Below are 20,484 nucleotides of genomic sequence, written 5' to 3'. Positions count from 1 at the left end.
CTTGCCCTCTGCCTCTTGCTCCTTGCCCTCTACCCCTACACCTCCAGTGCAATAGCTTCGTTTAGTTTTTCAAAAATATTTTCGGAAGGAAGCTGCATCAGTTGCCCTGCGGCACCGATTAACTCCGCAAAATAGGGCAAGTCTTTGCCCATCATTGAATCATCGGGAATGAGCCCTTCGTGGGCAATTTTGTTACGAATCACGTTAATAAACAGCAGCTTGTGGTTTTCCGTTGATTTGCCACCGATAAAATTTGACAACGTATTGACAAACGTAGCGTGCGGTTCTTCCTGAATACACTGAGCTACTTTAACTTGAAAAACCATCTCGGCTATACTTTCAAGGTTATTTTCGGAAGCCAAATGAGGAAAGCGTTCCAATGCCTCCTGCCGTAGCCGACGGCTTTCAGAGTAATACTCATTGACCAAATCGTACCCAAAATGAGCGTGAATAAGTTGAGCAAGGTATTTTTCGTAAAACACCGCAAAACTTAGGATCGCCGCGTCAAACTGCCCCGCTCGGTTCATAAATTGAGCTTTAGCAAGGGTGTTGGTCAATGGACTAGGACTCTCCACCAAAAACGCATACTGATCTCGCTCTTTTTGTTTTATATTTCGCCGTAATTTCTGGTACATTTCAACATTGCCGATGCTCAAAAAATACCCCATCCCAAGCAAACGATTGGCCAGTACCCTGGTGGTGCACAGGCTTGTGAGGTCGTCCACTTGCCGCAGCGACAAAGCCGCTTTGTACTGCCCTTTGGCGGTCAGGCTTCTCACTTGCTCGGCCGTAATGATATTTCGGTATTCAATTTGGCTTACCTTTTCCACGGTTTTGGTTTTGGCATTTACGTACAACACCTCCAGCTTTTGGCTGTCAACCATAAACTCGGCCATGAGCTTTAGCGCTACTTTTTGCTGAGGGCTTCCTCCCGCGTCGCAGATACACACGTTGGGATACATATAATCGTTGTTAAACCGTTTGAGCTGATTACGGTAATAGCGCAACAACCCGTCGTTGTCCGAAATATCGCATCGAACGGGTAACACCTTGACCTGGCTTTCGCTCAAATAACCTTGCCTAACCAGCAATTTGGCCATAATTAACCCCGCCCAGTAGGTATCTTGGTCGGTTTTGGCGTGATTATCGACCAGTTGGTCTGACCCAAAAAGAATGACTTGGTCAAAATAGGCACTTCCCAAAACCTCCAAAATCTGATTAACAATCGTCACCGACAAATCGGGGGCAAATGCTTCAAAATCACTTAATAAGGTTTGACTAAATGCCTTAAACGAGCCGCCAAAAAGCAGCTTTTGGTCGTCCGAAAGCCTGTCAAAAGTCTTGCCTTGAAAGCTAATATTGCGATTGCCGATGTTTGCAAACAAAAGGGTGTGGGTAGCAGTGGTTGGATTCATGAAAATGGTAAAAGAGGTTGTGCCCAGTGGGCGGTGAAACATGATGACAAAGGTCTGAGTTAAAGATGCGGTCTTTTTGCATCAACCAATTTTTTTGAGCTGAGTCGCCAAACGTTGGGCGTCCAGTTCGAGGTGAGTAAGTCGACTTCGACTCAACCCCTGCAAGCTGACTACTTCGTTGAGATAATCGTTCATACATTGAATGAGCAAACGTTTCCCGTCGGTATTAAGCCAAAACTGACCATTTTCTACGTCAAAAAACTCCTCAAAAATCACTTCTTGCAGACAAAGGTGACACACTACGTAGTCGGCATAATGGCGGTAAGTCTCAATAAAATCATACACCAAAACGGGACGATTGTATTCGTCGCGGTGCATTACGCCCACGGCAGGGTCGATACCTGCCCGAATCAGCGCCGACTCGCAGTTACTGTAGAGCATTCCGTAGGCATAATTGAGCAAACAATTAAACATATCCAAAGCAGGGTGCTGAGAGCGTTTAGCAAAATAATATTGCTTCGGTAGCAGTTCACGCAGCGCCGAAAAATAGACCTTACTGAGGTTGCCTTCGTAGCCCCTAAATGTCGCAAAAGTTTCGGGCAGCTCTTTGATGACGTACTGCTTGAATTTTTGACCGTAAAAAGCCAAATTTTGCAACGCCTCGGGGCATTCTTTTTGCGTCAATAATTGAAGCATTTCCACTACAAGAACTTGGTTCTCGGTTTTTTGTACCAATAGCCCACGCATCCATTCAGCCCCCATCGTAGTTTGCGAAAACGTCAATTGGTTTTTACGAATGGTAGAAATGGAGCCAAACTGATTGCTCCAAACCCGTCCAATAGGCTTGCCGTATCGGTCAATAAACAGCAAATCGGTGTTGTACTGAATCGCCGTTTGTACCACCTCGTACGTGAGCTTAGCCGCCGAGTGCAAATGAATACTTTTGATTTCATGGACAGGAATAAAACTCTCCCGTTCGGGTGTGCGTACGCAGTAGCGACCACTTTTTACGCTCAAGCTAGTGCCTCGTTTATTTAAGATAAGTTGTGTCATAGTGTCAAAAAAATAGCGTGTGTTTGTGGGCCGTCATCAATTCCAGTTCAAATAATTTACCGATGCAGGTGAGGCTGTTGAGCATATCTTCGCCAACGGGCAACACCAAAATCGTGTCTTCATTTTCGTAACATTCCTGCATCTTGCGCAGTACATCCAGCACTTCACGTTGGAGCTTTCGGTGAAACCTGCCAAAAAACACCGATTTTTGGACCCGTACGCAGCCTTTTTGCAGCAAGTACTTCGCCATAAGCCGCCGCACTTTGTTATTTTCAATGTCGTACATGATAAAGCAATACATGTCTTCTGGGCGTTTGAGTGGCTGTTGACGCTGTAAATACAACATGAAATTCTGAAGTCGTTGGGGTATTTCCCCCGACTCCCCAAGTGGTGCCTCCTTTGGCCGAACTAAGGCCGCTTCTTGCCAAAGCCGTTCGAGCTCAGGCAACGTTTTCCGAACGTAGGGTTTCTTCTTTGGCATAAAAAAACAGCTAAGTGGGGTTAATTAGCAGAGAGATAACTCACTAAGGGCACATTCTCACTAATGGGTGCAGGAAACAAATGCGCGTAGAGAATACCGTACAGCAAATCCATCAAAGCGGCATCAGTGCCCGTTTTGGGCGATTTGACCACCGAAAACCCTCTTTTGCCAAAAAATACGTTGACTTCTGCCTTGCGGTAGCCCTGTTTTACCAACACCTTAATACCGTACTGAATAGGCATTTTTTCAAAAACTTCTAGCCCCGCTTTTTGGCATAAAACGTCAATTTCGGGCATAAAATCAAGCAGTTCTTGGGGAACAAATGCCTGCTTAACGGTACGTGTGGGAGCCGTAGGAGAAACCTCACGAAGCACCTCACGGTAGGCCGTTTCGTTGAAAATGGGCTTTGTTTCGGTTTTCGTCGCCTCCTTTTTTTCGATAAGAGTTTGCTTTGAAAACAAGTCTTCTTCCAACGTCATGATTTCTACCACCAGTGGCTCCGCATTAGGGTTGAAATAGGCGTTTGCATCGTGGGCCAAAAAGCACGCCCGCGACGCATCCGAAGTGCGCAAATCTACGCTACTCACCAAGCCTGTTCGTTCGGCAAACTGACTGACAAACGATTTATAAAACGCCTGAAAAAGTTTGGCATCGTTACAGGGCTGTTCCAACGTAAAAACTACCTTAAACCCTTGACCACTTGGAGAGACAAATGCCAACGCAACGGCGCGGTCTGCCGTGATGGATGCAGGTACGACACCATCAAAATTGGGTAAATGGTCCACATCGACAATCAAGCAGTGAGCTTGAACGAAATTGTCTATACGTCGCACTCCGTCCCTGAAAATGCTACCTACCACGTAAGGAAGTCGGGTTTTGGCCGTACGATAGGCTGCTTTGTCGAGCAGTGAAAGCTTGCGCAGACGCTCGGTATCCTTTTGCAAAAGTGTATCTCCCTTAATCATTGAAACAACTTCAGCGAGCGAAACAGGCTGAAGTGCCTCGTTGGAGGCCGTAAGGTTTTTTCCGAGCGAGAGCGTTGGTGTTGTGAAGGTGTTGAAGGGGTTTTGGTGAAATGATGGGACAAAGTTCGCAACCAGAAATGCAGTGTTTCTGCATTGTTGATTTTTTTATTGGGAGACATCAAAATGCTGAATGCCACAGGCTTGGAGCCACTTGCCCCAAAAGAAACGCAATTTGTCCAGTTCAAAAATGTCGCTCGTTTTGGCTTTTAACCCTTTTACCCGCACCGATACTCCGCCGATTTTTCGACTAATGGGTAAAATACCTGCGCCTTGCCTTTCGGCGATACTTTTCCAATCGGGGCCTTTAAAATCGCGAATAAATTTGGTGTGGGTGTATTGCGAACGGTGTTCTACGGTATGTTCGTACGATTCAAAATCAAAGTGGCCATCGCTGAGTAATACCAGCTCAGTTTGATAACCCTTGGGCGTCAAATATGGTACTAAATCGTTGAAAAACAGCCAAATGTCCACGCCGTAGTACTTGTTCGGCTGATTGCTAAACGTTGCCTTTTGGTACAATTCACGCAAGAGCGTCGGAAGCTCTTTTTTGAGTGATTGCAGCCTTTTAGCGCGCTCCGCAATGGAAGTAGCAGGCATTGAAAGCGACAAGCGCTGCTCGTAATGGTGGCCATCAAAAGGGCTGTTTTTTTGGGGTAAAATGCGCACCATAAACACATCTTTTGAGTTGACAATCAACGAACGACGAACCGCTGCTTCAAACTCAGTAAAAGCTTGCATGATGACCTTTTGGTCGTTGGCAGCACAATGAGGAGTAGTCACAAGCCGATCGGACAAATCGAGCGCCACTACCCATTGCTTCTGCGCCATGACGCTCCACGACAGACCAAAGCACAACAACATCCCCAATAAAAAGGAATTGAACACGCGGTTGAAAACACTCTTTTTAAATTCGCTGGCACCGTTGGGGACGACTTCTTCGGTCTCAGTTGGAACAACAGGGGCGGCATTTTTAGCTAAAAACGCTTGAAATCGTTCCTCACATTCTGCCCTTTTTTGGTAGTGATTGCCATTGTTGAGGTAACGCAACCAACCCGAATAGAACGCCTGCAACGTATTTTGTAATGAGCCTACCTTCAACGAAATGGCTTCAAGACGACGTTTGAAAGCGTCCAATTGCAAGTCAATTTGCCCAAGCTGAGCATTTAACTCCCCAATTTTTCCTTGGAGTTCGACGATTTTTGCTTGCGCTTCGGCAATATGGTTTTTCAAAAAACCGAGTTTAGTCTCAAAAAGGCGGGAGTTATCGCGTTTTTCAAACTCCTTTTCCACCACTACCGCCAAGAAACCACACACCACGTAGGCCAAAAAGCCAAACCCTAACACAATCCAAAACATAGACGAAGCGTACCAGGTAAAAGGTTCTTCCATTCCCATCAATTTGCGCAGCTGATGGGCCTTGCTTTCCAATTGATAAGCCAATAGTGCATCGAAAATAAAAGCCAAGACATAAAAACCGAGCTTTACCCATTTCTGATGGTGTGCCTGACCAATTACGTTTAAAAACAAGTGCGGGGCTAATCCCAACGTCAAAAAAAGCGTAGGAGCAAGGTAGCAGAAAATGAGCACGGGGTGCCAAGTGAAAATTCCGCTGGGGTCAAAAACAGTGCCCAACAGCGTATTCAAATCGGCTTGTCCACTTTTGATGACGGCGTCGTAGTTCTTAAAAAAGATGGTAAACAACAAATTGGCATAGAACAATAGCAAGTACGTGAGGTTACAAACAAACAAAAACGTGAGCAAACCTACTTTGACAGGCTTAAACTCCGAACGCATTTTACCCCGCTCGTGTTCTAAGGTCAACTGTTCAATCTCCGCTTTTTTATCGGTAATCAGTTGCTCTTGCGCAGGAACATACACCTCCAAATGTTGGTTCTTTTGGGCTTCCACCTCCAACCGTTTCGACAGTACTTCGTCGCGTTCGGCCTCGATTTTCTGGCGACGTGCCTGGTTGGCCTCTTCGTCTTGACTTGCGTCAATAATCGCCCCCGACTCAAAACGGTTCAAAAAGTTCTCGAAGGTAGTAGGATCTCCCAAGTTCCTGCCCGATTCTTGGTAGCCAAACGCTTCGGGGTCTTCCACGTACTTCACCTGTGCCGAGAGGTGCGGATGGGTGGGTGTAGCCACAGCCTGCGGTTCAGGAGTAGTAGAAGTAGCGGGTTCAAACATAGTGGTGTTGTCGGTAGTAGTGAAGTTTGTCATAGCCGTAAAAGTTTAAAGGTGACACTGATTGCGTTGAAAACTGTGTAGATTTCAACGTTTTTTTGCTTTTGTAGATGACCGACACAGCGGTAGGCTTTTCTGCCAACGAAGAGGCGTTTCAAAACGACGGTGCAAAAGTATAGAGGGGAAATAAACCCTCAAAATAGTAAGCAAAGATAAGATGCTGCCTATGTGCATCTACCTGATAATCAAATTAAAAAGTGTATTTGGAGTTGAATAAAAGCGTAAAACCATGCCAGTAAATAAAAATCAATTAGGACGACTTTTGGTTATTCACGGAAAGCTTGCTACGGGACGAAAATTCAACTGGGAGCAGTTAGCAAATGCTTGTGAGCTTTCTGATTTAGTACGAGAACGCCCTGCGGAAAGAACATTAAAAGCAGATATTCGTTTGTTGCAGGAAACGTTTAAAGCCCCCATCCCCAAGTGGAAACCTCATTACTACTACGAAAAAGAGTTTACGCTTTTTGAAGCCCTCAATCAAGACGATGCGGCCTTACTCAACGAATCATTGGCGCTGCTCCGTCAGTTTTCTGCCCTTCCTCAGTCGGACGGTTTGCAAGAAGTACTATTCAAGCTTGAAACAGAAGCAGGACTTTTTGCCGAAATTCCACGAACAGTAGTGTATTTTGAACAAAATCCGTTGTTGAAAGGGCTTCATTTCCTGAATGAGTTGTACAATTACATCAATTGTCAGCAGTGTATTGAAATTGATTATACCGATTTTAAGGGAGTACAGTCAACCTTTGTGATTCATCCCTATTTTCTGAAAGAATACAACAACCGATGGTATTTGTTTGGCCTCGAACATTCCCAGCAGTTACTCTACAATCTTGCCCTGGACAGAATGAATAAGCTTACACCCGCAAGCACTTCGTTCCAGTCAAACGATACTTTGGACCCAGCTACGTACTTTGAACATTTTATAGGTGTCACCAAGCCACAGGCGAGTCAACCTGAAGAAGTGACGATTCGGGTGCTCAAGCCCAGGGCGTGGTACGTCAACACTAAGCCGATTCATCCTTCTCAAAAGATACTACAAGAAACCGAAACCGACATATCCTTCTCGTATAACCTCATCATCAATAAGGAGTTAGAAAGTAAAATTCTCGAACTCGGCGCTGACTGCGAGGTTATGACTCCGAAAACACTCCGTTCTAAAATCCGAGAAGTTGTAGAAGGGATGCGTGGATGGTATGAGTTGGATTAGTATTCTCTGAATTGTACGAATTGAAATTTGGAGGTTTTCATTTCGCCGATTTGCTCAGTTACCCGTTCCGTTGTACTGGCGATACAGGAGATGCCAAAAGTCTTTAACTTTTGTACCAAACGAAAGGTAAAAGTCATTTCACCCATAATGTGAACGGCATTTGGGTGAAGTTCTATAACTTTTTGAAAATAGTTACCAACAAGCTCGTCTAATTGATCAGAAGTGAGGCTAGGTGCAATTTGTGGAAATGGTAAATCTGTAACATTTTGATAGGATTCAAGAGCCAGAGCAGTTTGGTTTTCAGGCCATTGGTGGCTTGGATGATTAGTGAGATTGAGGAGCATCGTACTTTTGAACAATATCGTCAACGTGTTTAATAAATGATTGAAGGTTTACTTTAAATGATTGACTATTGGCATTAGATACATAACCGCTATGTTGAATATCGTTTCTACAACTTGTGATTTTGGCAAAAATGCTTGCAAAATCAATTATTAGCGGATGATTAATAAGTATCTGAATCCGCCTTTTATCTTCCAGGCTAATTCCCTTCCAGTTTTCTTCATCAGTTTTTTTTTCAATAATGTTTAGTATTTTTGAAATTAAAACTCTTGGTTTTTCTAAATAACAATCATAAAAAGAATCATCATAAGTAAGCTTTACTTTTTCGAGAATGTATGTTATGATGCCTTCCTGTAATTGAGTAATGCCCTGTTGAGTAAGATTATGATTGCTACACCATTTTGCTGAGTCGAGCCAAATTTCCTTGGTATTATTAAAAGGAGATATTTTAGTTTTAATGATTGTAAAGAGAGATTTGAGTGGTTTTATAAATAAATCAGATGATTCAATATTTGAAATATTTTTTTTGAGAACTTCTGAATTAAACTCTTTTAAGCTTTTTCCTCTATTAGTAAATATATTTTTTATAAGCGTGTCAATAATAGTTCCAAAACTACGTAAGTTTTGAGAGAGTTCGTCTCTACCCTGAGATTTAGCTAAAATAGGTTTAATATTTTTGTTGGTTAATTCTAATATATCATCAATAAATCCATATTGTTGGAAATTATTAGCTGCTTGTGTCCATCGTTGTAACTCAATTAAAGATAATAGGTTGATAATAGGAGCATTACGCTCTTCTATAGGCATATTAAGTACTTTTGCCTGAACTCCTAATTTTTCAAAAGCACCATAAAATACCCCTTTGACTGAGATATTTTTTGTTACTCTCAAAAAATCAATTAGTGTTACGCCAAGCATTGGCAGAAATCTAAACGCATGAGTAATATCTAAAATCAACTCATCCCCATTTTCAATAACACTTGATACAGTTTCAAATATCTCCCAAATCTCATTCTCAGAAAAACCTTCTTTAATAGGTAAAGATTGATATTTGGGACTATTTGAAGTTCCTAAAATATTCTTGTAAACTGTCTGCAAACCTATATTGGGCAAGTCGTATTGTTGACTTTTATTATTCCACTGACCATTATCTAAGTAATTCATTTGATGAGCCAGCGATGTTGTAAATGTAAAAATTACATCGTTTTGAGTGAAATCGTTACAAAATAACTTTATAATGGCTTCCTGTACATACTTTACATTACTCACTTTTTGTGTAGTATCTTTTTCTATAAAATAGTTACAAGGAACATAATTATTAGTCCCCAAAAATGAAATAAAAACTTTTCGTGCCATAGTTAAAGCTTGAGTTTTGTGCGAATTGTTCTGTACAATTAGGAATTCAATTCCTAATTGTACAAGAAAATTATAAGAAGAGAGAATGAAAATTAATGAAAGTATCCGTAGCCAATTGCAGTTTTTGCCCCGATACCGTGGTTAATAAGTGCATCTTTGAGCCAATCTTCAATTGTTTTATCTTTTAGCTTATCACTGTTTATATTCAGTTCTGATGAACCTATAAAGAACTTAAAGGGACTTTTCGTAACAGTTAAAAAAGAAACAGGTACAGGAGATTGCGTATCTGTAGGAGGTTCAGTCCCTTGATAATATTTAGGATAATGAACATTCATAATGTCAGGCTCTATTCTTGGCTTTTCATTGGGAAAAGCATCAAAAAATACCAATTTACCAGCACTTGATTGACTACCAAACCATTTTACGAAAGTATCATCTTCAAGAGCTGACGATTCTTTATTATCAAACATATCAAGAATAATCCAACTACGCACAACACCCTTTATTGAACTGGCAGGAATGTATGGAACACCGTAAATATGGTGTAAAGTCATAGAGGTTTCATACACAGAATGCCCCCCAAGTCCTACTACTAAATGATAGCTTGGGGTAAGAGTTAACTCAATAATATTCTCCCCAAATAAGGATTTCGCATTCTTACAATGACGCTTATTGAGTTCTGCGAATCTATTTTCTAACACACCAAATTTTTCTTTGATTTCGTAGCCTCCATTTTTTAATTTCCGAAAAAAGTAAAACTTATCACCATCAAAACGAGCAAATTTGTTAAGTTTTAAATGAAAGTTGTCAATATCTCTATCGCTAATCCTTATTTGCCTTACATCCGATGGTACTTTGGAGTCTTGAATAGAAAAACTATCCTGTGAAAGTTTGGTTCTTTTCTTATTTTCCATTGATTCATCCTCTGTATCTTTAGCATTCATTGCTTGGTTAAGCTGTGATTTAAAATCAATGGAAGGACTTTTTACCTCTTGCTTTAGCTCTTCTTTAGGGGTGTATTTTTTCTGATAGATATTTTCACCATCTATGATTAAAATTTCCTTTTTGAAGTACTCACAAGGCATTCCATCTAATTCTTGAATGTCAGGATTTACTTCCAATTCTGGTATCCTTATGGCCTGCCCATCAGCTCGTTTGATGCAAGCTACAAGTTTGCCATTGTCATTAAGTATGATAAATATGCCCTTTTTCATTATTCTTGGATTAAATCATCTCCCTCAATTAAACCTTCTGCAAATCGGCGAAGCCAATTAAATAATGCCAGTACTTCGTTAGTTACTGCACGATATTGACCGCTTTCTAATTGGATGATAATTTCTGATAGTTCTCCATTCTTATTGTTAATTAAATAGTGATTATCTGAAGTTTTTAACCAATTATCAACTTGATTATAAATCAATGCCCAAGCATTTCCATCTTTTTTCTTCGACATGATAAATGCTAATGTTGCTCCTAAACCACTTGTTTTTACCATCATGGGAGTTTTTTTGACATAAGCTTTATACTCTTTACCGTACTTCTCGTAATGTTCAGCAAGTCTTTTCTTAAAGCCCTCAAACTTTTTGTCTTTATCTTTAGAAGGATTAAGCAAAAAATCTTCTAAAATTCTGTTGTTAAGACTATTATCTTTCAAATCTTTTTCAAACTTCTTCTTAAAAGAAACAGTGAAAAAAGAAGCATTATTTGTTGTTTTATTATCGTTGTCATATTTGAAATCTTTCAGTAGTAAAGTTTGATTTGCACATTTGTAAGCAAAATCTGCTCTTCCTTGTTCGATTCCATTGATTGTCTTAGCCATTTGATACCTCCTTTGCTGTTAGTAATGATTTTACAACTCGTACAATACCTTTCCCTAATGTAGCATCGCCTCCAATTTGAATTACATCAGGCAGTGCAGTAGCAAAATAATTCATAACATCTACATCAGTTTGAAGAATCGCCTCTTTCTTATCCTTATCTTTTAAAAATACAGGACTTGCCAGGACTAAACTATACATGATACTTTCGGCAGGAAGAAACTCTTCGGTAAATAATGCACCTGCTTGTACTGTACCTGTTTTGTTATCAATCTTTGTGCGTGTGATAACTTCGGTACTTAGGTTGACAAAATCCTTGAAATCGTCATTTGATAAAATAACAATATCAGTTGTAAGTTTATCCTTCCAAAAGCCATCAGTAATTAGCTTAGAAAGCCATGCACCAAGTGCTTTATTGTCTATTGTAACATCATAAGAACTGCCAATAGTAAAAGCATATTCTTCTAAAACGATTTTATCGTTGCCAATTTTTAAGTTTTTGCTTTCTGTTATACAATTATCAGATTTTGGTTCATTTCCAGTTATTGTAACTGTTATACCTGTTAAAGACATATCACGCTTAAACTGCTCTAATACTTTTGGGCAAGTAACCCAAGCGAAAACGCCCTTTACACTTTTTACAGGAAAAAGTAATAAACGAGCATCTGAAAAGCCTAATGCACCAGCGTGTGCGTCACCATCTTCTGGACCAAAAGCTAAAGCAACACAATGCTTTTTATCATTAGTTTTCAGTGTTTTATTATTAGCGGTGAAATCTACGCTTTTTTGCTCAACAGCTTCTCTGACAGCACCTTTAAAAGAAGAACCTTCTATTTTTGGGAAAGAAGTGTGTCTTTCTCGTTGAATAGGTAAATCAACTATACCCAAATCTGAGCCACTGCCAGCGTGCAAGGGTGTTTCGCAAATGAAAAATAGGGGTTTGGATTGTTTGAACATAATTGCTTTAATTTTTATTTAGATGAAAATAAATCGGAAACAGCATTATCCTTGATAGAGGATTTCATAAATGTTTGATAGATGTGCTTTTCGCTGGAGAGTTTATTTTTATGAATAAAAAAATGTTTAACTCTAAAAGTGAAAGTATCATCACCAAAATCTTGTTTTAAAGCTTCTGTGTATTCAGAAAGCATCATTTTAGTACTTTTATGAAGTTCTTTAGTATCTGTCTTTTCTTTAGAATAACTATAAAGAATTAGCCAAATTTCAGAAATCTGATTCTCAGAATTAATAAGAGGTTTAATTCGTTTTGAATAGTTTTCCCTGATAGTCTGCATATAGTTTTTACTTAGCAATCTATTAAACGGCTTAATTTCAACAGCTATAAAGGTATTCGCTTTGTCCTTTATAAAAATATCAATATCTCCAAGCCCTTTAACTGGCTCATAACTATGAAGTACTTTTTCTCCCCCATATAATTTAGCATAATATTCAACAAGCTTATATTCAATTAAATATCCAAATATAATAGCTGTATATGGACTCATTTTTTCAGCATACCGACTGATAAGTTCCCCAACGATTGAAAGGTCTCTATTTTCAGATTTTATTAATTTTAAATCTCTCAATTCTTGAATTAAGTTCTCATCAGCCTTATTCCGCTTGTTATTATTTTTAATGATTTCCACATATTTCTCAATAATACCCCAATCAAAATTGATAGGTAAATTACCAATTTCAATAAGTTCAGTGCTATCTTCATATATGTAGTAGATGATAATTTCCTCTAATTGTGCCAAAAGTGTTAATACAGGAATAACTGCCTTATAGCCGCCAGAAATATTCAATACAGTATTAGTAGATTCATTATTTATACTGTGTACTTCATCTATTAAATTAAAAAATCCTTGGTCGCTAAAAGTTTGACTATCTGTTACTTGTAATCCCTTTATAGTTCTAATGTCAACATTGACGATTTTTTCGGGAAAACTCTTTTTTAGGGTATCTGAAATCAATTTTCCTGCTATACCAGACAGTGGAGTATCAGTTGTTAGTAAATAGACCTCAAATGTTTTACCAACATATTTATCCATTAGTTTAACAATACTATATACCTCGGCACAACAATGAATATTTAATTATGTTGGCGTTCTGCTGTATTCCCAACAATCAGACTTTTTAGTCATATTTGTCAAAAAAAATCTACTAATAATGCTGCTTAATTCATCTATATCCGATTTGTCAGGATATTCAAGAACTGCGTCATATAGTGTATCTATCTTGGCATTATTATTATTTGTTACATGGCTGATAGCTCTTTGTACTTCATTACTTTTAAAGTTTGTAATGATAGATGTGCCAACGGTAGTTATTATTTTTATCATAAAATTGATTTAATACGTTTATTCATATCTAAGTTACCTACATAAAATAATCCAAAACCTTCGTTTGCTCTGTAGTCGCTAATTGATGAAACAGGATTTTTTTCAAGACTTTCTACAAAAGCCTTCGTAGTACCATTTAGTATTTTAACATAATAAACACTTCCAGCAGGTACTGCTTTCAGCATTGATTTTGGGAAACCACCTTTTTCAGCCATATCAAACCCACCTATGTGTAATGGTTTACCTACGGCATAAGTAATAACTTCAAAATCCCATGAAGGAAAATGCTTTTTTAGGTTTGGAATATGGCCCTTTTCAAAAAAGGCAGGTGTGTTTAAGTACAGGCGAAAATGACTATTGTCGGCATAATCAATTTTATTCAATGGTGTAAATTGTTCTTCATTATGGAAAATTACACTTTTACCTTCTGCACCTAATTTTCCCAAATATCCAACATTATCTATATTTGTTTTAATTACAAAGTTTAATCTATGTTCAGGAGTGTTATTTTGAAGTCTAACCATTCCTACTCTGTACAATTTGCCATCTTCACTTTGTTTATTCTGCTTGTTTCTCCCAATTCCTATTTTAAACTCTGTTTTGGTTAATTTACTTATAGGTTGATACTTCCAATTAAAATTCATAGGGCGACTATCTTTGAGATAATACTCAAACAATTTTCTATCTATCATACCATTAGGTATATTTTCTATGTGCTCGTTATGACAAAGAACATATTCTAATTTTTTAGATGAACTTGATACAAGCCCTTGCAGATTACTAGCAAATAACGATATGGCTTCATTTTCATCTTCATGTAAGCTTTTCAATCTTACCAAATCAAGAGGAATCGGATAATAATCATTATCTGCCGAATAATAGACTCCCTCAATTTTTATATGCTCCGTTTCTTCTTTAATCCTATCTAAAGGGATATTTTTTTCACTGGCGTAAGCACTTCTCAACATTCCTAAAAATACACTTGGTGGTGGTGGAAAAATACCAGTAGCGTAGGTTTCTTCTCCCATAGAAAAGGGTCGTCCGTCCTTAAAAAATAGGGTATCAATGGCTTCTATTTTGATGTATGGCATGGCTTTACAGGTTAAAAAAGGTTTTAGGACAAAGTTCTCGTTGCATAAAACGGCAAAAGTTTAGTGCTGAAAAGAAATTAGGTAAATCTGATAAATTTGCATTGTGTAATTTATCTAAAGTTTCACTCATCGTTTTTACTGCATTTTGTTTCTCTCCCTTTGAACCTTTATTTACTGCACGGGTAAGTGTTCTTTTGATTTCTGTAACAAGGAGTTCTCTTTTGTCTAATTGATTTTTCTCATTAACGAGTTTTTGAAACTCTGTTTCTAATACTTTAATGTATTTATCTGAGAAATAGGGAAGCTCTTTGTTCTCTTTATCCATCAATCCCTCCGTAATTTCTTTTAACAAACCTATATGCTCATTTTTCCAGACCGTTTCTAAATTCTCACCAGACCCTTTGATAACAGAAATACCAAAGCAATTTTTGTCGTCGTCTATATTTTTGGCTTTATCCATCATGGTATGGGCTTGTTGAAGTACCAAACGTAAAGGCTCTTTGTAATGTGCTATACAAATACCTGCTGAAAAAGTTATTTCTTTGCCATCTTTTCTGTAGGTTGCTAAAGGGTTGCTAACTTCTGTTTTATATGCCTCTTGTAATTCTTGTAAAACACCAAACAGATGATTGATATTGGCAAAACCCAAATAATCATCTCCACCAGCATATACTGTATAACCTTTAACTTCCTTCTTTACTATCTCATCAGCTTTTTTGGCAAAAGCACTCAGATGCTTTGAAAAATCTTCATGAAATGCCTCTAAACTTCCGTTAACGTTTGCACCGCCTAACCATTTGCCCATACTGTCACCATCAAATGTCAAAACAGCGTAATATTTATGTTTATCACTTGATTTAAACCCTTGCTTTTCAGCTACCTTCCAATAGTTCTCATGACAGTTAAGAATAGAATTTGGAGTTAGTGAACTGTTACCATTTGATTCTCTTATTGTCTTTTCTAAATAAGGCTTTCTTTCAATGTTCTCCTTATAGAAAAGTTGATCATTTGTTTCGCTGAGTAACTTGTAACAGATTTTAGCAAGTCCATCATTTTTTAAAATATGATGAACGTGCATTAATGCAATAGAAGCAGTAGAGGGAAAAGATTCAGCTTTGTAAGCTCTTTTGGTATAACTTACTGCACTCAAGGCTTCGCCTTCGTCTAATTTGTAGTTAGTTGGTTTAGCCTGAGAACTTAATGCAAAAGGTCTTTTCTTCTCAGGGTTTTCTCTGTAAATAATAGCATTTCGCCCTCCATCAATACTACATTTACGACCCTTTTCTCCAATACCCTCATAAGTATATTGTTGAAACTGTCGCATATTTTTAAGCGAACCAATTACCTGCTCCAACTTTGCATAAGTTTCTTTATAGTCATTTTCAAGCTCAATAGCAGCCCAGTAAATATCCAAATGCTGTTCAATCTGCTGTTCAAAAGCTGGGAATGTTGGTATTCCAGCATTTTTCAATACCTTTTCTGAAATACTTTTGAATTTTGCTCTAATTGCATCTTCCGTATCTTTACCAAGTTGATTTATCTCACTTTCTGTACCTGATAATTGTGCTACAAAACGATTAGGAAGAGAATTAACTTCCTCCCAATCCTTTTCTGTCTCGTACTTTGCATAAGGAAAAACAATTTTTTTTCTTCCAATATACGCTATACCCGTTTTTGTGAGTTCTGTTAAAATCTTACTTCCAGCATACAAGTCCACAGTCTTTCTTGCCTGAGCAATAAAAGCCTGTACAGGGCCAATGGTTAGTAGGAATAGATATTTTTTGTTATTGCTCATTATAAAATTACTTTAGCTTATTTTTTAATTCATTTTGTAAAGTCACATGGCTTGGAAATACCCTACTGGGTGGCACATGATTTAGAGTTGTAATAATTGGTTGATTTCCCAATGTCGAAATATAGATTGGAGAGGCATATCGTCTAGCTCCATCACCTATAGCAGCTTCAAAATCACTATATTTTTTCACATTTGGTTTATTCTTATTGCCATCAATAAAATCATTTTTTTTCTCTGCACTCTCTTTTGCCTTCAAGTATTCAGCCTCTTTAACTTTATGCGATGCACTAATTATTCCTAAAGGTACATCATCAAATGATTTACCAAATTCTATCGTTTTTATATGTGGATAAGCTTCATTTCGGTTAAAATTGGATGAGATTTTACCGTTACTTAGTGTAAAGTAATTCTTGGGTAGTAGCTTATGAATATCATCTATTGTACGGGGCATTGCAAAATTTAGGTCAATAGTATTATTGGTGTTTATTTTGGTTATTTTAAAAGAACCAAAACCTCTTCTACTTCTTTTACCTAAGCCGCCTAAAATGGATGTTAGTATAAAAAGGGCTTTAATTGATTCTAACGTGAAATCATTTTCGATTTTGGTTAGAGAGAACTTCACAATAAAACTTTCGTCAGATTTTGGGAAACAAGGAGTTAAAGAACCTCCTTTATGTGGTAATAAGGGAGCTTTTGAAATATCTTTTAAGTCCTTTTCAATTCTAATTATCAGACTACTCCTTTGTTGAGTGTTCCCAAATATTTTCCCTTCTAATTCAAGCATTTTTTTCCATTCCAAATGCCCATTCATTGCTCGCCACCAAAAGCGTAAAGCTCCTTTGATAGACGCAGGGCGGAGTTCGGGGTGTGTGCCGTCTGCTCCTGCCAGAAACATCGGCGTAATTACTTCGCAAGTAAAGGTTATGGTTTGCACGTCTTTTATTTTTTATTGGGTTCTTACTTGTCTAACAGTACCAAATCCGTGGCTTACGCCTTTGCCTAGTCCGAGGTAATCGGGTAAGGAAACGTTGGTGCGGAAGGTCACGTCGAAAGCCATCAACTTTTGCTCTTTGTAGGTGACTAGCCGCGATTTTTCAATGGTGTCTATACGCAACCGAATGTCTTTGTCAACGTCCCACCCAATCCCTTTGGCAAAAGAGATAATATTGGCTTTGAGAATACCTTCAAGCAAGGTAAGGTGTACAAACTCATCGGTGGTAGCACGGTACTTGGCGTAGTTTTCTTGGTTGAGCGCAAGCCACTGCGTAAGCCGCATCGAAAAGCTTTTTTCCCACACTTGAAGAGTAAATTGGTTCATTTGAAGGTACTTTACATTCAACGACAGCTTTCTCCCACTGATTTCAATGTCGAGGTTGCGGTTGTTGAAAAAATGATGCACCTCGTCAACCCCAAAATCCACACAAATCAAAGCAGGATTACGACCAATACGTTTGTACTGAATCACGGGATAGCGATAAATGACTTCCTGGTCGTTGATGTGGTTATGGAAGGTGATGTGTTGTTCTCCTGCCTTCTGAATGACTGCCCCACGAAACGCAGGTAGCTCCCATCCCTCGATTTCGGCGTCGAACTGTACTTTTAAAAAGCGAATTTTTTTCAAAACGGTTGTAGGTTTAACGTTCTCGAAACTTATTAATTTTTATTCTAATAAACTATGAAAAAGAATATTTTTTATTGAAATGATTGAATGAAATAGTTCCAATTAATTAATAAACAAGGTATTAAGATACATATCTGTAGGCTCCATTGGTGAAAAGCTCTGAGCGGGCTCTGGTAATGCCTGTATATAAAAAACGCAAATCGGTTTGTGGCATCCATGTATTCATAATAACAGTGTCCCACTCGCTCCCTTGAGCTTTATGTACTGTAAACGCATGTCCATAATTTAGTTGAAGGGCATTTAGATATACGCTATCCCTGATATTCTGACTTTGACGGAAAAGTCTATTACTGCGAAATTCAGAGGCAAACAGTGCTTTTCGTTGTTCTAGGGTAATAGTTGAATGCAAAGAAGTGAGCAGTACCATGGCTTTTTGGGTGAACTCGCTGTCATTTTCGTCAAGAAAAGTAATGGCAGCTTCAACAAATTCTAAGTCTGCTACGCGATGGCGTTTAGAGTCCACGTCTTTCACGACGCCCATTTCACCATTTGCGATATAAGTACCGCCTAAATGGGGCTGAGTAACCATAACTGTATCATTTGCAGACAAATACCCTGTAAGTCCTAAAGAAGAACGTATTTGGGTATTGCAGTCATTTTTATAATTGTGACCAAACGATAGAATGGCAACGCTATCATGTTTACCCGTAATATGGCGTTTGAGGTACAAATCCACCGCTTGCTGGGGATTGTAGAACGGTGTCCCTAATGCTTTGGGCGTATTCAAACTTTGCAAAGTCATACTACGACGAAGCTCAGTGGCGGCTGTAAGAATTTGTGACCTAGCTCCTTGCCGCATGATTTGCGATAGTTCAATGGTGCTTCCTTGCAGACCAAACTTATTGGTTAGATAGTGCTCCACTAAAGCAGGTGGTGCTTCATTTGTTGAATAGCCGACAGGAGGTAGTTGGCAAATATCCCCAATGAAAATTATTTTATTACTAGAATTGCCTTGGCGCACAAAATGAACAAAATCGGCCAATAACGAATTTTGTGATATGAAATCACTATTCTTTTCTAAACGGTCGCTTACCATCGAGCTTTCATCGGCAATGAATACTTGCTGCTTGGGGCAATCATTCTCCTTTCGTACCCATCGTACAATTGCTTCATTTATATCCGTAGTTGGGACATAAAGGCAACTGTGAAATGTCTTAGCAGGTAATCCTGTCTTTTGAGCCAAGTTTTTCGCTGCTCGACCCGTGGGAGCTAAAAGCACAGGAGGTAACGAAAGACTGGTTACGTATTTGGTAACGGCGCTCATGATACTCGTTTTACCAGTACCTGCTGCTCCACGAACAATAATAAAGTCATGGTCGCTTTCCAAAAAGCGTTCAATTGCAGTCAGTGCCGATTCTTGTTCTGCCGTAGCGATAAAGCCTAAAAAAGAATGAATAGTTGGAGTCATGGTGCGTGCCTGTTTAGTGAAACGATGGCGCAAAATTCCGTACAAAAAAGTAGGGAGAAAAATCTCAGATACGCCTTTGTTTCGTTTGAAAAAAATAATGTTAAAAATGGGAAAACGACACGACTCCTACGTCAAGCTAAAAGCAATTCTGACGATTCATAAAATGCTTCGTACGGGAAATTCGTACTCGGGCGAAGAATTGGCCGAGGTATGTGATACGGATAAAAGAACGATTATCGACTACATCGCTTTCATGCGTAATGAGTTAAAAGCTTCTATTGATTCAAGTCGTTATTTTGGATACAAGTACAATTCTGAGAAACCATTTTCGATGTTACAATTGGAGTTTGAAGGCCCTGAGCAGCCCGATACGACCAAACGTAGAGAAATTCTGCTGAATGAGTTACTGTATTATATTCATCAACTTCAAAAAACTGACGTGTTAGATGGATTTGAAAATATTCTTTTTGCCTTAGAACAAGAGATACGAGCCATAATTGGCCCCTATATACTATTGACTGAATATGAGGAAGAAGAGCTAAAAGGAGACCTGAATCCCTTGATTGAATTTGAAGAAGTAGAACTAAGAGGTCGGAGCTATTTTGATAAACTTTATCAATTGATTCACCGCAAAGAATTTATCAAGATTAGGTATCAAGGGTTTGAAATGGCAGAAGCCGAAACCAAGGTGGTTATGCCTTTACAGTTGCGGGAACATAATAACCGCTGGTACTTGGTGGGTTGGGCACAAGGAAATAACCAAAGTGTGTTTCTCCAGGTATTCCCCATTGACCGAATGTTAAATCAACCTTTTGTGACCCAAGAACAATTTAAACATCCTAACAAGGCTGATTTGAATGCCCATTTCAAAAATATGGTGGGGGTAACAAAAAAAGGTAAACCCAGAAAAGTGAAGCTAAAATTTCACGATTCAGTACGAGAAAGATATGCCCTCACCAAAAAAATCCATCCAACGCAAGAAGCTTCTATTGATCCCCAAGATGGAAAAACGGTTTTGGAACTTCGGGTGATTTGTAACAATGAGCTAATTACAAAAATCTTAGAATATGGTAGCGCCATTGAAGTACTGGAACCAGCCTCTCTTCGTAATAAAGTAGCTGGGATTCTTAAAGCTGCACTGCAATATTATGTTTAAAATGGGCTCACGTATCATTACGAATCATTACGAATCATTATGTTTCATTACGTATCATTACATTTTTTAAT

At 38.7% G+C, this 20,484-nt stretch carries 19 protein-coding genes; 2 read left to right on the top strand and 17 right to left on the bottom strand.

Going from position 1 to position 20,484, the window contains the following annotated elements:
- Positions 1–35: 35 nt before the first annotated feature.
- Genes DTQ70_RS30460 through DTQ70_RS30435 form a run of 5 tightly spaced genes read right to left on the bottom strand, consistent with a single transcriptional unit; the run spans position 36 to position 6,194 of the window.
- Positions 36–1,457: a hypothetical protein gene (locus tag DTQ70_RS30460; protein ID WP_122934722.1), complete on the bottom strand. Its 1,422-nt coding sequence runs from the start codon at positions 1,455–1,457 to the stop codon at positions 36–38.
- Between the two features lie 39 nt (positions 1,458–1,496).
- Positions 1,497–2,468, bottom strand: coding sequence for a CRISPR-associated endonuclease Cas1 (cas1, locus tag DTQ70_RS30455; protein ID WP_122934721.1), 972 nt, complete (start codon positions 2,466–2,468; stop codon positions 1,497–1,499).
- Positions 2,469–2,472: 4 nt separating this feature from the next.
- Complete coding sequence (gene cas2 / locus DTQ70_RS30450; RefSeq protein WP_122934720.1) at positions 2,473–2,949, bottom strand: CRISPR-associated endonuclease Cas2; 477 nt, start codon at positions 2,947–2,949, stop codon at positions 2,473–2,475.
- A 20-nt stretch (positions 2,950–2,969) separates the two neighbouring features.
- A complete protein-coding gene (locus DTQ70_RS30445) occupies positions 2,970–4,049 on the bottom strand; it encodes a CRISPR-associated primase-polymerase type B (RefSeq protein WP_229600176.1) in 1,080 nt (359 codons plus the stop codon).
- A 30-nt stretch (positions 4,050–4,079) separates the two neighbouring features.
- Positions 4,080–6,194, bottom strand: coding sequence for a hypothetical protein (locus DTQ70_RS30435; RefSeq protein WP_164490312.1), 2,115 nt, complete (start codon positions 6,192–6,194; stop codon positions 4,080–4,082).
- Between the two features lie 253 nt (positions 6,195–6,447).
- Between DTQ70_RS30435 and DTQ70_RS30430 the strand changes: the two genes are divergently transcribed.
- On the top strand, positions 6,448–7,425 hold the full coding sequence (locus DTQ70_RS30430; protein ID WP_122934716.1) for a YafY family protein: 978 nt from the start codon (positions 6,448–6,450) through the stop codon (positions 7,423–7,425).
- On the opposite strand, the gene DTQ70_RS30425 is transcribed toward DTQ70_RS30430, so the two are convergent.
- The 12 genes from DTQ70_RS30425 to DTQ70_RS30370 form a co-directional block, all read right to left on the bottom strand.
- Positions 7,422–7,769: a CRISPR-associated protein gene (locus DTQ70_RS30425; RefSeq protein WP_122934715.1), complete on the bottom strand. Its 348-nt coding sequence runs from the start codon at positions 7,767–7,769 to the stop codon at positions 7,422–7,424. The two genes, DTQ70_RS30430 and DTQ70_RS30425, sit on opposite strands and share 4 nt — an antisense overlap.
- The gene (csx2, locus tag DTQ70_RS30420; RefSeq protein WP_122934714.1) at positions 7,750–9,123 is read right to left on the bottom strand and encodes a TIGR02221 family CRISPR-associated protein; all 1,374 of its coding nucleotides are present in this window, start codon (positions 9,121–9,123) and stop codon (positions 7,750–7,752) included. Before csx2 ends, DTQ70_RS30425 begins: the two co-directional genes overlap by 20 nt.
- A 92-nt stretch (positions 9,124–9,215) precedes the next feature.
- Positions 9,216–10,337: a type III-B CRISPR module RAMP protein Cmr6 gene (cmr6, locus tag DTQ70_RS30415; protein ID WP_122934713.1), complete on the bottom strand. Its 1,122-nt coding sequence runs from the start codon at positions 10,335–10,337 to the stop codon at positions 9,216–9,218.
- A complete protein-coding gene (gene cmr5, locus DTQ70_RS30410) occupies positions 10,337–10,942 on the bottom strand; it encodes a type III-B CRISPR module-associated protein Cmr5 (RefSeq protein ID WP_122934712.1) in 606 nt (201 codons plus the stop codon). Before cmr5 ends, cmr6 begins: the two co-directional genes overlap by 1 nt.
- Positions 10,935–11,897: a type III-B CRISPR module RAMP protein Cmr4 gene (gene cmr4 / locus DTQ70_RS30405; protein ID WP_122934711.1), complete on the bottom strand. Its 963-nt coding sequence runs from the start codon at positions 11,895–11,897 to the stop codon at positions 10,935–10,937. The genes cmr5 and cmr4 overlap by 8 nt, the downstream gene beginning before the upstream one ends.
- A gap of 14 nt (positions 11,898–11,911) precedes the next feature.
- Entirely contained in the window at positions 11,912–13,030 is a 1,119-nt protein-coding gene (locus DTQ70_RS30400; protein WP_255417986.1) for a hypothetical protein, read from the bottom strand.
- Positions 13,031–13,036: 6 nt separating this feature from the next.
- On the bottom strand, positions 13,037–13,282 hold the full coding sequence (locus tag DTQ70_RS30395) for a hypothetical protein (protein WP_122934709.1): 246 nt from the start codon (positions 13,280–13,282) through the stop codon (positions 13,037–13,039).
- Complete coding sequence (locus DTQ70_RS30390; RefSeq protein ID WP_122934708.1) at positions 13,279–14,373, bottom strand: type III-B CRISPR module-associated Cmr3 family protein; 1,095 nt, start codon at positions 14,371–14,373, stop codon at positions 13,279–13,281. Before DTQ70_RS30390 ends, DTQ70_RS30395 begins: the two co-directional genes overlap by 4 nt.
- Before the next feature lie 4 nt (positions 14,374–14,377).
- The gene (gene cas10 / locus DTQ70_RS30385) at positions 14,378–16,168 is read right to left on the bottom strand and encodes a type III-B CRISPR-associated protein Cas10/Cmr2 (protein WP_122934707.1); all 1,791 of its coding nucleotides are present in this window, start codon (positions 16,166–16,168) and stop codon (positions 14,378–14,380) included.
- Positions 16,169–16,175: 7 nt separating this feature from the next.
- A complete protein-coding gene (gene cmr1 / locus DTQ70_RS30380; RefSeq protein WP_164490311.1) occupies positions 16,176–17,102 on the bottom strand; it encodes a type III-B CRISPR module RAMP protein Cmr1 in 927 nt (308 codons plus the stop codon).
- A gap of 12 nt (positions 17,103–17,114) precedes the next feature.
- On the bottom strand, positions 17,115–17,789 hold the full coding sequence (locus DTQ70_RS30375; RefSeq protein ID WP_164490310.1) for a CRISPR-associated endonuclease Cas6: 675 nt from the start codon (positions 17,787–17,789) through the stop codon (positions 17,115–17,117).
- Between the two features lie 121 nt (positions 17,790–17,910).
- Positions 17,911–19,257, bottom strand: coding sequence for an ATP-dependent RecD-like DNA helicase (locus DTQ70_RS30370; RefSeq protein ID WP_122934704.1), 1,347 nt, complete (start codon positions 19,255–19,257; stop codon positions 17,911–17,913).
- A gap of 106 nt (positions 19,258–19,363) precedes the next feature.
- On the opposite strand from DTQ70_RS30370, the gene DTQ70_RS30365 reads away from it, so the two are divergent.
- Positions 19,364–20,413, top strand: a complete 1,050-nt coding sequence (locus tag DTQ70_RS30365; protein ID WP_164490309.1) for a YafY family protein — start codon at positions 19,364–19,366, stop codon at positions 20,411–20,413.
- The last annotated feature ends 71 nt before the right edge of the window (positions 20,414–20,484 follow it).

Source organism: Runella sp. SP2, assembly GCF_003711225.1.
Taxonomy (GTDB): domain Bacteria; phylum Bacteroidota; class Bacteroidia; order Cytophagales; family Spirosomataceae; genus Runella.
The sequence above is the reverse complement of the archived record's forward strand: the minus strand, read 5'-3'. Positions and strand labels throughout refer to the sequence as shown.

Excerpts from the sequence above, each read along its gene's own strand:
- DTQ70_RS30460 (WP_122934722.1), bottom strand. The coding sequence starts at position 1,457 with ATGTTTCACCGCCCACTGGGCACAACCTCTTTTACCATTTTCATGAAT.
- cas1 (WP_122934721.1), bottom strand. The coding sequence starts at position 2,468 with ATGACACAACTTATCTTAAATAAACGAGGCACTAGCTTGAGCGTAAAA.
- cas2 (WP_122934720.1), bottom strand. The coding sequence starts at position 2,949 with ATGCCAAAGAAGAAACCCTACGTTCGGAAAACGTTGCCTGAGCTCGAA.
- DTQ70_RS30435 (WP_164490312.1), bottom strand. The coding sequence starts at position 6,194 with ATGACAAACTTCACTACTACCGACAACACCACTATGTTTGAACCCGCT.
- DTQ70_RS30430 (WP_122934716.1), top strand. The coding sequence starts at position 6,448 with ATGCCAGTAAATAAAAATCAATTAGGACGACTTTTGGTTATTCACGGA.
- DTQ70_RS30425 (WP_122934715.1), bottom strand. The coding sequence starts at position 7,769 with ATGCTCCTCAATCTCACTAATCATCCAAGCCACCAATGGCCTGAAAAC.
- csx2 (WP_122934714.1), bottom strand. The coding sequence starts at position 9,123 with ATGGCACGAAAAGTTTTTATTTCATTTTTGGGGACTAATAATTATGTT.
- cmr6 (WP_122934713.1), bottom strand. The coding sequence starts at position 10,337 with ATGAAAAAGGGCATATTTATCATACTTAATGACAATGGCAAACTTGTA.
- cmr5 (WP_122934712.1), bottom strand. The coding sequence starts at position 10,942 with ATGGCTAAGACAATCAATGGAATCGAACAAGGAAGAGCAGATTTTGCT.
- cmr4 (WP_122934711.1), bottom strand. The coding sequence starts at position 11,897 with ATGTTCAAACAATCCAAACCCCTATTTTTCATTTGCGAAACACCCTTG.
- DTQ70_RS30395 (WP_122934709.1), bottom strand. The coding sequence starts at position 13,282 with ATGATAAAAATAATAACTACCGTTGGCACATCTATCATTACAAACTTT.
- DTQ70_RS30390 (WP_122934708.1), bottom strand. The coding sequence starts at position 14,373 with ATGCCATACATCAAAATAGAAGCCATTGATACCCTATTTTTTAAGGAC.
- cas10 (WP_122934707.1), bottom strand. The coding sequence starts at position 16,168 with ATGAGCAATAACAAAAAATATCTATTCCTACTAACCATTGGCCCTGTA.
- DTQ70_RS30370 (WP_122934704.1), bottom strand. The coding sequence starts at position 19,257 with ATGACTCCAACTATTCATTCTTTTTTAGGCTTTATCGCTACGGCAGAA.
- DTQ70_RS30365 (WP_164490309.1), top strand. The coding sequence starts at position 19,364 with ATGGGAAAACGACACGACTCCTACGTCAAGCTAAAAGCAATTCTGACG.